The sequence below is a fragment of the Nocardiopsis moroccensis genome, assembly GCF_055763695.1.
In genome coordinates, this window is sequence record NZ_CP199747.1 from 759844 (window position 1) to 772826 (window position 12983).

General features: G+C 69.7%; 9 protein-coding genes. 3 read left to right on the forward strand and 6 right to left on the reverse strand.

The window, feature by feature from the left end; genetic code table 11:
- The first annotated feature begins 356 nt into the window (after positions 1–356).
- Genes ACUKCB_RS03185 through ACUKCB_RS03195 form a run of 3 tightly spaced genes read left to right on the forward strand, consistent with a single transcriptional unit; the run spans position 357 to position 6481 of the window.
- Positions 357–1745 (forward strand): MFS transporter, encoded by a 1389-nt coding sequence (locus ACUKCB_RS03185; protein ID WP_473038937.1) that lies wholly within the window; start codon positions 357–359, stop codon positions 1743–1745.
- Between the two features lie 52 nt (positions 1746–1797).
- The gene (locus ACUKCB_RS03190) at positions 1798–4176 is read left to right on the forward strand and encodes a lantibiotic dehydratase (RefSeq protein WP_473038938.1); all 2379 of its coding nucleotides are present in this window, start codon (positions 1798–1800) and stop codon (positions 4174–4176) included.
- 4 nt (positions 4177–4180) lie between these two features.
- Entirely contained in the window at positions 4181–6481 is a 2301-nt protein-coding gene (locus tag ACUKCB_RS03195; protein ID WP_473038939.1) for a M20/M25/M40 family metallo-hydrolase, read from the forward strand.
- A gap of 62 nt (positions 6482–6543) precedes the next feature.
- Here ACUKCB_RS03195 and ACUKCB_RS03200 read toward each other — a convergent pair whose 3' ends face one another.
- From ACUKCB_RS03200 to ACUKCB_RS03225, 6 genes are all read right to left on the reverse strand, one after another.
- Positions 6544–7305, reverse strand: coding sequence for a thioesterase II family protein (locus ACUKCB_RS03200; RefSeq protein WP_473038940.1), 762 nt, complete (start codon positions 7303–7305; stop codon positions 6544–6546).
- Entirely contained in the window at positions 7302–8051 is a 750-nt protein-coding gene (locus ACUKCB_RS03205; protein ID WP_473038941.1) for a thioesterase II family protein, read from the reverse strand. The genes ACUKCB_RS03200 and ACUKCB_RS03205 overlap by 4 nt, the downstream gene beginning before the upstream one ends.
- 48 nt (positions 8052–8099) lie before the next feature.
- Positions 8100–9407: a cytochrome P450 gene (locus ACUKCB_RS03210; RefSeq protein WP_473038942.1), complete on the reverse strand. Its 1308-nt coding sequence runs from the start codon at positions 9405–9407 to the stop codon at positions 8100–8102.
- Positions 9391–11184 carry an amino acid adenylation domain-containing protein gene (locus ACUKCB_RS03215; RefSeq protein ID WP_473038944.1) on the reverse strand — a complete coding sequence of 598 codons (1794 nt, stop codon included), beginning with the start codon at positions 11182–11184 and terminating at the stop codon, positions 9391–9393. The genes ACUKCB_RS03210 and ACUKCB_RS03215 overlap by 17 nt, the downstream gene beginning before the upstream one ends.
- 94 nt (positions 11185–11278) lie before the next feature.
- The gene (locus ACUKCB_RS03220; protein WP_473038945.1) at positions 11279–11509 is read right to left on the reverse strand and encodes an MbtH family protein; all 231 of its coding nucleotides are present in this window, start codon (positions 11507–11509) and stop codon (positions 11279–11281) included.
- 260 nt (positions 11510–11769) lie between these two features.
- On the reverse strand, positions 11770–12879 hold the full coding sequence (locus tag ACUKCB_RS03225; protein ID WP_473038946.1) for a branched-chain amino acid aminotransferase: 1110 nt from the start codon (positions 12877–12879) through the stop codon (positions 11770–11772).
- Between the last annotated feature and the right edge of the window lie 104 nt (positions 12880–12983).

The window sequence follows — 12983 nt, forward strand, 5'->3', positions numbered from 1 at the left end:
CCCTGCGCAAATTCGGTGCGGTAACACGGCTTTCGGAGCCGTCGCTTTCCTCATGCCCGGAGCCAGGGAATTCCTGGTGAACATCTGCGTCGGAGCGGTGCGGAATACACGGGTCGGTTCCGAAGGGGTCTGTGGAAGGCGGGCCACACCATGCCTAGGAAGTTAATCGGCGCGGGGGTGATCCGGGCGTCCCCTAAAGGAGGGATGCGCCTCTCAGGCTCTGATCCGTGAACATGGGGTGCGCACGACCCGTTGGACGCCGTATTCCTCTGACGGGAGAAATCGGGAGCACCGCGTTCGGGACGACGCTGTTTGCGGTCCCGGCCCGATATCCAACGCGAATGAGGCGGGAACTCATGTGGAAGTTCACAGCGATCTGGGCGGGCAGCCTGGTGACCATGACGGGGACAGCGCTCACCAGCTTCGCGTTGGGGGTCTGGATCTACCTGGAGACCGGGTCGACGACCCAGTTCGCGTTGACGTTCGTCCTCGCGTTCCTGCCGAGCATTCTGCTCTCGCCACTGGCCGGCGCGCTGGTGGACCGCTGGGACCGCCGGAGCATCCTGCTCCTCAGTGACGTAGCGGGTATCTTTACCACCCTGACTCTCGGGCTGCTCTTCACAGCCGGGCTCCTCGAACCGTGGCACGTCTTCGTCACCACCGCGATCCGCTCGGCGCTGCGGGCCGTCCAGGTCCCCGCACTCAACTCGAGCGTCATCCTGCTCGTACCCAAGGAGCAGGTCGGTCGGGCCTCCGGGATGATGGGGGTCTCCCTGGCGATCAGCCAGACCGTGGCCCCCATACTCGGCGGCGCCCTGATGCTCGGTATCGGCGTCAACGGAGTGTTGTTCCTCGACTGCGCGACTTTCTTCGTCAACCTGGTCGTGCTCCTCATCGTGCGCATCCCCACTCCTTCGCGCTCGGATGTCGGCACCGAGGGCGGGGGCTCCCTGCTCCGTGAGATCCGGCAGGGCTGGCGGGTTCTCGCGGGCGGGCGCGGACTGATCGCCCTCGCACTCTTCTACGCGGCGCTCGACCTCAGCGTCGGCTTCGTGGACGTCCTGTTCACCCCGCTGGTGGTCAGCTTCGCGTCGGTCTCCGCACTGGGTGTCGTCCTGACGATCGGGGGCATCGGTCTGGTCCTCGGCAGCGTCACGATGGCGTCCTGGGGCGGTCCCCGGCGCCGCATCCACGGGCTCGCGGGCTTCGCACTTCCACTCGGGCTGTTCCTCTGCCTCGGAGCACTGCAACCCAGCATCCCCCTGGTCGCGGTCGCCGCGTTCGGCTTCATGTTCTGTTCCGTGATCATCGATGGCACGACACGCAGCATCCTCGCCCTGGAGGTCGAACCGGACGTCCAGGGGCGGGCGTTCGCGATGTTCAACATGATCACCAACACGGTGCTCTGCACGAGTTACCTGATGGCAGGCCCCGTCGCCGACAACCTCTTCGAGCCGCTTCTCGCCGAGGACGGCGCGCTCGCCGGGAGCGCGGGACTGGTCCTCGGAGTCGGAGCCGGTCGTGGGATGGCCTTGCTTCTGCTGCTACTGGGGATGCTCGTGGTGGCTACGGCGATCGTCGGCTACTTCAACCCGAGTCTGCGCCGTCTCTCGGACAGGGCGTCCAGGGCCGCCGCCGAGAAGAACGGCCGGGATCCGGTGGAGGCCGAGGAACAGGACGCGGAACAGGACGCGGAGCCGCAGGCCGTGACGGACCCCGGGACTCAGCAGGTCGCCGAACGATGACCGTCACCAACGGGAGACGACCGGTACCAACGAGAACAGAGGGACGTCGCGAATGCGCAGGGAGACCCCCGCGGACCGGTACGGCATCGACAACACCCATCTGACGCCCCTGGGCAGCTCGGGCTGGAGCCTGTGGCGTGAGACCGCGCTGCGCAGCGCGGGTTTCCCGGCCGAGCGGATCCACACGGTCTGCGACGACGAACTCGCAGCGGCGGCCGACCAGCTGGACGACACGCGCCAGTCCTCCCGCGAGCACTACGCGAAGGTGTTCGACGAGGCGGCCGACCGGCTCAGCGCGACCATTCGCCATACCGCCGCCGACCCCCGGTTCCGTGAGGCGGTCACCTGGCAGAACCCTGCGCTGATCCCCAACTGCGTGGACAAGGCTGCCGCCGGGGAGCCCCGCAACGTCCGCGGCCGCAACCACGAGCTCACGATCGTCAACTACCTCCAGCGGTACTGCCTGAAGAACGACACGGTCGGCTTCTTCGGCCCGGTCGGCTGGGCCAGGTTCGACTCCGGTTCCACCGGCCTGTCCCTGACCCACGGCGCCGGGCTCCTGCGCCGCCGCACGACCTATTTCGAGGGCTGGGCCATCGATGCGGTGGCTCGGGGCATCGCCGCCCGCCGTGAGGTGTTGCCGTGGTTGGTCCCGCGTGTGGTTCCCTCCGCCTCCCTCACCGGGTGGACGGTCCGCCTGCCCTTCCGCAAGCCCCTGACCCTGACCGCCCACCAGGTGAGGGTCCTGGGCCAGTGCGACGGCCACCACACGGTTGGTGACATCGCGGGCACCCCGGCCGATCTGGAGACCACGGTCGTTCTGATGCGCCTGCGCGAGCTGGGGATCGTACGCCTCGACCTCGCTGTGCCCCTGGTCGCCCACCCGGAACGGGACCTTGCGGAGCGCATCTCGGAGATCGGTGATCCGGCCGTACGCGAACGGGCCCTCGAACCGCTCACCGAACTGATGGTCGCTCGGGACGAGGTGGCGGCTTCGGCCGGGGACCCGGACCGGCTGCTGCGGGCCACCCAGAACCTCTCTGCCAGGTTCGAACGCCTCACGGGCGACGCGGCCACCCGCCACGCGGGCCGCACCTACGCCGGACGCACCCTGGTCTACGAGGACACGGTCCGCGACGCCGATGTCCGCCTCGGCCGCATGGTGACCGACTCACTCGCCGCTCCCCTCGGCCTGGTTCTCGACAGCGCGCTCTGGCTGGCCAACACTGTTGGTGAGCGCTACCTGGCGCAGGCCCGAAACGTCCTGGACCAGGAGCTCGCGCGGACCGGTGGCACAGCGATGCCGCTGCTGCGCATGCTCACCGGCATCATGCCGGAGGTCGCCCAGCCGGGTAGCCCCGCCTCCGCCCTCATCAAGGAGGTGGCCGTCGAGTTCCGGGAGCGGTGGCGTCGCGTTCTCGACCTGCCGCCCGACGCCCTCGCTGCCGCCCGCCACCATGTCACCGCCGACGCCGTAGCCGCCCGGGCCGGGCGAGAGTTCGCCACCGGAGCGCCGCTGTGGAGCGGAGCCCGCTGGTACTCCCCGGACGTCATGCTCGCAGCCGAGAGCGCCTCGGCTGCCGAGCGGGGTGAGCTGGACTTCGTCCTCGGTGAGATGCACTGCTGTATCAACACCCTGGAGAGCCAGCTCTTCGTCTCCCAGCACCCCGACCCCGACCGTCTGCGCGACGCCGCGAAAGCGACCCGTCTGGACCGGCGGATCTCGGTCATCCCACGAATGGACAGCGGACTCGCCATCTCCCGGATGGCCCGGGCACTCGAGTTGATGCTGCCGACGTACACGTACATGTCCATCGGAGCCGACTCCTTCGATGCGCCCCAGGGGGCGACCACGCTTTCGGTCATGGACCTGGTGGTGGAGCGGCAGGGCAACGAGGGGGTCGTCGTGCGCCACAGGACCGACGGCCGTGAGTACCGGTTCCTGGAGGCCGTCGGTGAACCGCTGTCGCTGTTGGTGGCCAACGCGTTCAGCCCGGTCGCAGGGGCGGACCACCGCCCCCGGGTCAGTATCGACCGGCTCGTCATCGCCCGGGAGAGCTGGACCTTTCGTACCGAGGAGGCCTCCTGGGCATTCGTCAAGGACGAGAAACGGCGGTACGCGGCCGCGCGCCACTGGAGGAGCAGCCACGGTCTGCCTGAGCGGGGCTTCTACCGGGTGCCGGTCGAACGCAAGCCGTTGGCGGTGGACTTTCGTAGTCTGCCCCTGGTGAACCTGCTGGCCAAGTCGATTCGCAGGACCGCCGAGTCCGACGAGGACAGCTTCACGTTCTCGGAGATCCTTCCGGACACGGACCGGCTCTGGCTGAGCGACCATGCCGGTGAACGCTACACGGCCGAGTTCCGACTCATCGCAGTCGACGCGGCGGCCGGACGGGCAGCAGCCCCCGACCCCCATTCCACTGTGAGGTAGAGCAGTGCAGGCTCAGACCACCATGCGCAGACGGGGGCCGGCCCTGACCGTCCTCCTGCTGCTGATCCTCACCGGCGTGGCAGCCGCGCTGCCGTTGCGCACCCCCGATCCCGGTACGGCCGCCGTCCCTGCCACCGAGTTCTCGGCGGCCCGTGCTGGTGACCGGCTCGACTCGATCGCCGCGGTGCCGCACCCCACAGGTTCGGCCGCTCAGCGGGACGTACGCGAGTACCTCGTCAGGGAGCTTCGGGAACTGGGGCTGCGGCCACAGGTTCAGGAGTCAGCCGCCGTTCGCGAGGTCAGCGAGGGCCGCGCCGTCGCCGGGTCCGTCAGCAACATCCGCACCATGATCCCCGGCACGGAGCCCACCGGCCGTGTCCTTCTCGTCGCCCACTACGACTCCGTGCCGATCGGTCCGGGAGCTGCCGACAACGGCTCCAACGTCGCCGCTATCCTCGAGATCGTGCGCGTCCTGGAAGCCGGACCGCGGCTCCGCAACGACGTCGAGGTCCTCTTCACGGACGGGGAGGAGCCGGGCATGATCGGGGCGCGCGCCTTCGTCAACGCGGAGGACGGCGTGAAGGGTCCGGCCGCCTCCCGGACCGTGGTGGTGAACCTGGAGAGCCGGGGTTCCTCCGGTCCCGCGGTGATGTTCCAGACGGCGGGTACCGGTCTCACCCCCGCCTTGCGGGCCTCCGGTGCGGCTACCACCTCGGTCGCGGACGAGGTTTTCGGGCTGTTGCCCCACGAGACCGACCTGACGGTCTTCGACGAGGCGGGGATGCGGGGACTCAACTTCGCCTTCATGGGTGACTCCGCGCACTACCACACCGAGTACGACGATCTCGCCCGGCTGGACCGCTCCAGCGTGCAGGACATGGGGGAGGCGGCGCTCAGCACGGTCCGCCACCTCGGCGGGGCGGACCTCGCCGTTGACGGCTCGGACACCACGTACTTCTCGCTCTTCGGCACGGTGGTGTCGTACCCGTCCTGGGCGGTCCTCCCGCTCGCCGCGGCGGCCGTCCTGGGAGTGCCGCTCCTTCTCTGGACCGGACGACGCCGGGGGGTGTCCCCGGCTGGGGTCGGTCTGGCCGCCGCGACCCTTCCGCTCACGCTGGTCGGCGTGGCCGCAGCGGGCCTGGCCGGGTGGTGGCTGCTGGCGCTGGTCCGCCCGGAGTTCGCCCTCAACGCGGGGCACGTGCACAACCCCGGCCGTTATGTGGTCGGTGCGCTGCTGCTTCTTACAGTTCCGGTCCTCGTCTGGTACCGGTGGACGCGCCGCAGGGCCTCACCGCTGGACACAGCGGTCGCCGTCCTCGGCTGGTCCGCGCTGTTCGCCGTGCTCTGCGCTGTGCTGTTGCCCGGCGGTGCCTACCTCTTCACCTGGCCCGCGCTGGTCGGGCTGGTCGCCGTCGCCGCGGCGCTGCGGTTCACACCAGAGGACTCACCGTGGCGACCGGCGGCCGGAGCGGTCGTCGCCGTACCGGCCGTCGCGCTCATCCTGCCGATCGTGCTCCTGTTGTTCGACCTGGGGCTGGCAGCCATCACCGCCCCCCTGGTGTTGGCGGCGCTGCTGGGAGTCGCGCTGACGGGTGTACTGGAGCCCCTTCCCCGGCCCCGGGTCCTCACGGCGGCGACACTCGTGGCGGCGGTGGCCGGTATGACCACCCTGGGAGCGGGCACGGCTCTCGACGGCTACAGCGCCGACCAGCCCCGACCGGTCAGCCTCGGGTACGTCCTGGAAGCAGACACGGACAAGGCGAGCTGGGTGAGCCTGGGTGACAGCTCCGACCCCGTGGTCGGCCGGCTGCTCACCGGCGAGCCCGACCGCTACGACGAGCGCGTCCCCCCGTTGGGAGGGGTTGCGCTCGCCAACGGAACGGCCCAGGTCGTTCCGTTGGACCTCCCGAACATCGAGGAGGAGCATTTCGACGAGGCCGACGGCGTACGGACGGTTCGGGTCCGTCTTCACGGCCCTGCCGACGCTCACAGCGTCGCCGTCTACGCGGACACCGGAAACCACCGGATTCTCGGCGCCACCGTCGGGGGCGAGGAGATCACCGGTGGTTCCGCGCGGTCCGCAGACCACTGGGGGTGGAGCTTCTACTACGCCGGTCCGCCCGCCGGCGGGCTCGACGTCGTCATCCGGGCCCGCGGCGAGGGGCCACTGCCGCTGCGGGTGGTCTCCACCGCGACCGGACTGCCGGACGGGATCGGCGCGCCCGCCCTGGAGGCGGACCAGACCTGGGCGAGCTGGCCGTCGGTCGCCGGCCAGACCTTCGTCGTGCGGACCTTCAGGATCTGACGGTTGGGGGATCCGCCCACCCGGGGCCCGGGACCCCTTGCCGGTCCGTCCCGGGCCCCGGGTCAGACGAGGTCGTCGACGATGGCCCGGATCACCTGACGCCGGCCCGCAGCATCGAAGAAGTGCCCCCCGGGGACCGCGGTCAGGCTGAACCCGGCACGGGTCTCCTCTGCCCAGTCCGCCATCCGTTTCGGAGGCGCCTCTGGGTCCTCAGTACCCGCGAAGGCGTGGATCGGGACGTTCAGCGGGGTCTTTGGCCGGAACCCGTGCGTGCTGAGCACGGTCAGGTCCGCGCGTAGGGTCGGCAGCAGTCCGGCCAGGAGCTCGGGCTGTTCCAGGACCTCGACGGGGGTCCCGCCCATGTCGCGCACGTACCCTTCCAGCCCTCCCTCGCCGCCCTCCCACTCCCACCTGCCGTCGTCCAGCACGGGTGCCACGCTGGCGGCGGTGAACAGCCGACGAGGGGTCGGCAGACCGCGGTCGCGCAGGGTGTGGGCCAGGGCCCAGGCGACCCTGGCCCCCATACTCACACCGTAGAAGGAGAAGGGTGTGTCCAACAGCGGCCGGACCACCTTGACGAGGTCGTCCACCAGCGGGCCCATCCGCTCGTACGGGGGTTCGCGGAACCGGTCGGTGCGGCCCGGGAGCTGTACCGCCACTGCTTCGACGTACCAGGGCAGCTGCTGCGGCCACTGCCGGAACATGGAGGCGTTGCCGCCCGCGTAGTGGAAACACAGCAACCGTGTCTCGGCGGGACCGGTGCGGCCGAACCGCTTGAACCAGCGGCGGTCCGCGTCCGGGGCGAGTCTGTCCGGTGCGCTCATCGCGTCTCCGCCTTCGACAGTGTGTCGGTCATCAGTTCCAGGAGGCTGTCGGGAGCCTCCATGAACCTGTGGTGGTGGCCTTCGAGTAGTACGGACGTGGTCTCGCCGCACTCCGTCCAGCCGCCCATGTCCGCGTAGGGGATCTCGTCGTCCTCGGTCCAGCCGATGGCGGTGATCGCGCCGGGCAGCCGGTAGGGGACCGGCATGGTGTACCGCTTGTTGGTCTCGACATCGGCCCGCAGGATCTCCAGGTAGAAGGAGAGCAGTTCGGGGTTGGGGGAACCGCCGAGCCGCCGCATCAGCTTCTCCAGCTCGGCGCCCAGTTCGGTGTCGTCCATGGACAGAAACCGCCCGGCGGGCCCGTCCTGGGGCGCGACCTGGGAGGAAACGTACAGCTGGGCCGGAGCGGGACGTCCGGTGCGAACCAGCTCGGCGGACACCTCGTAGGCCGCCAGCGCTGAACCGCAGTGGCCGAAGAAGGCGAACGGTACGTCCAGGTAGTCCTCCAGGCCGGGGCCCATGGCCTCGGCGAGCTCCTGGTAGGTGGTGAAGTTGGGCTCGGCGAAGCGGGTTTCGTGGCCCGGGAGCTCCACCGGGACGAAATCCACCCCGTCACGGTGACGGGGCCAGCGCCGGTACATGCTGACGCCGCACCCCGAGTAGGGGATGAGGAACACGCGCGCTCGTGCCGTGGCCGACGGCTTGTGAGGCAGCCACGGGTTCCGGTCGGAGGGTCGGTGGTTCATCAGCGGGCTCCAAGTGGTCGCGGGGACGGGGCCTGGGGCGGGGGAGGCTCAGCGGTTCCGGGCGGTGATCGGTAGGTGTTTGTATCCGGAGATGAAGTTCGACTGGAGCCGGGAGCTCTCACCGGCGTGGGCGAAGCCCGTGAAGCGGTTCAGGAGTTCGGTGAAGAGGATCCTGAGGGTGACGCGGGCGACGCTGTGGCCGACGCAGTAGTGCGGCCCGATCCCGAACGCGATGTGCTTATTGGGTTTGCGGCGCAGGTCGAACGTGTCCGCGTCCGGGAACACCGCCTCGTCCCGGTTGGCGGAGCCCAGCCAGACCACCACTGCGTCCCCTGCTCTGATCCGGGTGCCACGGACCACGGTGTCCTTGACGGCGTACCGCATGAAGTGGCTGACCGGGGACGCCATCCGGAGGGCCTCCTCGACGGCCGTGGGCGTGACACCGGGGTCCGCGGCCCAGGCATCGAGGAGACCGTCCTCCAGGTGTTCGGCGATCAGGTAGTTCGGGGAGTGCGGTGTGGTGACCACGGCTCCGAGGAGCACGCTGTAGCAGTTGGACATGACCTCGCCCGGTGTCATGGTTCGGCCGTCCACCTCGGTGGTGATCAGAACGCTGATGAGATCGTCGCCCAGGTTGTGGCGGCGCTCACGGTAGATGTCCTGGAAGTAGGCGAAGAGCTGGCGGTGCGCATGGTCCAGGGTCTGCTGGGTGCCTCCGGGCAACTGGTACTCGGGATCCTCTGCGGCGATGGAAGAGTTGAGCAGACCCGCCAGCCACGGCCAGTCCTCGCGCGGCAGGCCCATGGAGACCCCGCCCACGGCCACGGGAAGGGCCAGCATGGCCTCGGCGAAGTCGAACGGGCCGCCGTCCCCGAGAGGCTCCAGGACCTCCAGGACGAGCTCGCGGATCATCTCGTGCTGGCGCTCGATGGCCTTGATGGCCATGGCCTTCTGCAGACGGGCGCGCATCACGGTGTGGCGCGGGGGGTCGGTGGCCGCGATCTGCCGACCGCCCGCCGGGTCCTCGACACCGAGGATGTTCAGCAGGGTGCCCCGCTCGGAGGTGAAGGTGTGGGCATCGCGGAGCACGTGGTCGGCCTCGTGGTAGTTGGCCACCGACCAGAAGCCGTTGCGCCCTTCGACCTCCTGCCAGACGAGGCGGTCACGTCGGCGCAGGTCAGCCCAGAGCGGGTGGAAGTCCCCGTAGCCGTAGAGCAGAGGGTCGTCCAGGCCCATGGCGGCCTTGCCGACCGGACAGCCGGGCGCGGCCTCGGCAGGCGGCATGGGGCACTCGTCGGCCACCGCCTTGGGCGCACCCGCGGCACCGCCTCCGGTGAGATCATCGAACGGTCGCATCCTCGGCCTCCTGGGTTGGCTGCGGCTGACCGCCGCCCGTGCTCCGCCGCAGGTCCTCGGCGAGGTCCGCGATCGTCGGGTACAGGTACAGCGTTCGGGCCGACATGTTGACGTCGAACTCCTGCTGGAGGACGGCGAGCAGTTCGGCGGCCATCAGCGAGTGCCCGCCGAGCTCGAAGAAGTTGTCGCCCGTCCCGACCGGCTCGACGTCGAGGGCGTCGCTCCAGATATCGGCGAGGCGGCGTTCCAGGTCGTCTGCCGGCTCGACGTACTCGTTCCACACGTTTCGGGGGATCTTGGCGGAGGGCAGGGACGAGCGGTCGACCTTGCCGTTGGCGTTGAGGGGGATCTCCGGCATGGCGAGGATCGCCCAGGGCACCAGGTGCGCGGGCAGGGACTCCGTGAGCATCGCGCGCAGGGCCGCACCGAGTTCGGCCGCCTCGCCCTCCGGGACGGGGCCCACCGCGACGTAGGCGATCAGGCGGGTGTCACCGGCTCCGTCGGTGTGGGTGAGCGCGGCGGCCTCCTCCACCCGGGGGTGTTTGAGCAGTTCGGTTTCGACGGTGCCGGGCTCCACCCGGTAGCCGCGGATCTTGACCTGGCGGTCGGCGCGGCAGAGGAAGTCCAGGGTGCCGTCGGGCAGTTCGCGCACTATGTCGCCGGTTCGGTACATGCGGCTGCCCGCCGCGCCGCCGTAGATGTTGGCGACGAACTTCTCCGCGGTGGCGCCGGGTTTGTTCAGGTAGCCGGTGGCGAGCCCCTCCCCGCCCACCCACAGCTCCCCCCACTCACCTCGCTGTACGGGGCTCATAGCCTCGTCCAGGATCGCGGTGGTGGTGCCGTCGATGGCCGTGCCGATGGGGACGCGCTCGTTGTCACTGCTGGTGCGTGTGGTCCAGCAGGTGGTGAAGGTGGTGTTCTCGGTCGGACCGTAGCCGTTGGTGAACGTCAGGTGCGGGTGCTCCTTCAGGACGGCGCGGACTTTGTCCGGGGAGAGCACGTCCCCGCCCGCCAGCAGGTGACGGATCGTGCCCAGACTCTCCGGACGGCGGGCGACCAGTTTGTGGAACAGGCCCGAGGTGAGCCACAGGATGCTCACGCCCTCCTCGTGGATCGTCCTGACGATCTCATCCAGGTCGGCCAGGCCCGAGGGGGCGAGGGCCAGACGGCAGCCGCGGACCAGGGGTGTCCAGATCTCGAAGGTGGAAACGTCGAAGCCGACCCGCGTCATCTGGAGGAAGACGTCGTCCGGACGGACGTCGATCCACGACGGGGTGTCGATGAGCCGGAAGATCGCGCGGTGGGAGACCACCACGCCCTTGGGAACGCCGGTGGAACCCGAGGTGTAGCAGACGTAGGCGGGAGTGTCCGGGCCGACCTCGGCCGGAGGCAGGGGCCCCGGGCCGGCGGCGGGCTCGTCGGGGGCGTCGATCGGGAGCTGGTGCCCCACCTGCGGCACCAGCGGCGCGGTACCGGCGTCGACCACGGCGAAACGCGCCCGCGCGTCGTCGAGGATACGGGTGCGCTGCTCGGCCGGTTCGGCCGGATCCAGGTACAGGTAGGCGCCGCCCGCTTTGAGGATCGCGGTCAGCGCCACCATGAGTTCGATTGAACGGTCCAGCACCACCGCGACGACGCTGCCGCCGCCGACCCCGGCCGCGCGTAGCCGTCGGGCCAGGAGGTCTGCGGAGGCGTCGAGCCGCCGGTAGCTGAGGCTGCGTTCGCCGTGGCTGACCGCGATCGCCTCAGGGGTTCTCGCGGCCTGTTCCGCGACCATGTCGTGCACGCACCTCGGTGCGTGAGACGGCTGAATAGCATCCGTCACCGGTTCCCCACCTCTTCCCCGTCTGGACCTTCTCTGCTCGGCTTCATCAGTGCCCGGGACCGTCGGGGCCCGGGACTGCTACGGGGTCCCGGCGCGTGCTCAGCGGACGCAGGTCGGTCCAGTGCTCGTCGATGTAGTCCAGGCAGGACTGTTTGGCGCCCTCCTGGACTACGGTCCAACCGGCCGGGGGCTCCAGCCTGGCCGGCCAGAGCGAGTGCTGTTCCTCAGCGTTGACGAGGACGAGAAAGGTTCCGTTGGGATCGTCGAACGGATTCATTGTGTCGGCTCCTTGACTAATCCGTCGGGGATGGAGTGGGAGAGGCCGGATAATCCGGTCACGAGTTCTGGTGGAGCGTTCACCTCAGCCGCTTCCAACGCGTACTTCGGCGATTCCGAAATCTGTTCCCCGGTACCGCAGTACTTCTGCCTGAATTTACCGGCGCGGTACCGGGGCGTGGTGTCACCTGAAAGGACGACATCCGCGTGCGGGCGTTCCGGGGCCGGTGCGGACGCCGCTCCGCCACGTCCCGCCGGGCCTCAGCAGACTTTGTGTATCCACGCGTCTGGGTCGGGCAGTCGCCCTTGTTGGATACCGAGCAGTTTCTCGCGCAGTCCCAGGGCGACCGGGCCCGGTTGGCCGTCTCCGACCGTCCAGTCCTTGCCGCCCGCCCCCCTGACCCTGCCGATCGGGGCGATGACGGCGGCGGTGCCGCAGGCGAAGGCCTCCGTCATCGTTCCCGACGCGCAGAGCCCCCGCCACTGCCGCACCGACACGGGCCGCTCCTCGGCATCCAGGCCGAGGTCCGGCGCCAGTCTCAGCAGGGAGTCGCGGGTGACGCCGGGTAGCAGGGTGTCCGACAGCGGAGGAGTGACCAGTTGCGGCCGTCCGCCGTCTCGGGGGCGGAGCACGAAGAAGATGTTCATCCCGCCCATCTCCTCCACCCAGGCGTGCTCGGCGGCGTCCAGCCACACCACCTGGTCACATCCCTCGGCCGCGCCCCGGCGCTGGGCGGTGAAGGCCGCGGCGTAGTTGCCGCCGACCTTGGCGGAGCCGGTACCGCCGGGCGCGGCACGGGTGTGCTCCTCGGCCAGCCACACCGTCAGGGGGCGGGGACGGGTCCCGGCGCCGAAGTAAGCGGCGGCAGGGGAGGCGAAGACCACGAACAGGTAGCTGTGCGAGGGGAGCGTGAATCCGAGTTCCTGCTGAGTTGCGATCATCATGGGCCGCAGGTAGAGGCTGTTGCCCGGGCCCGCCGGCACCCAGGCGCGGTCCTGGGAGACCAGGAGTTCCAGGGAACGCAGGAAGGTCTCCTCCGGCAGGTCCGGCATCGCCAGCCGCCGGGCGGAGAGGTTGAACCGGGCCGCGTTGACGCGGGGCCGGAACAGGGTGATGGCGCCGCTCTCCTGCCGGTAGGCCTTCATGCCCTCAAAGCACTCCTGGCCGTAGTGGAACACGGAGGCGGAGGGGTCCAGGCTGATCGGCCCGTACGGCTCCAGCCGTCCGTCCTCCCACCCCCTCCCCTCGTTCCAGCGCACGGTGACCATGTGGTCGGTGAAGACGCGGCCGAACCCGGGGGCGGCCAGAACCGCCTCGCGCTCCGCCTCCGGTACCGGCCGACGACAGGTCCGGATCTCGAAGTCAACCACCGGATGGGCTCCTCTTCTGCATTCCTCGCGAGACCGAGAACGAGTGAAAGGTCTGTTGTCGCACCGAAGCTACCTGCGGGGTGCCGGAACGCGGTGTCACCTGA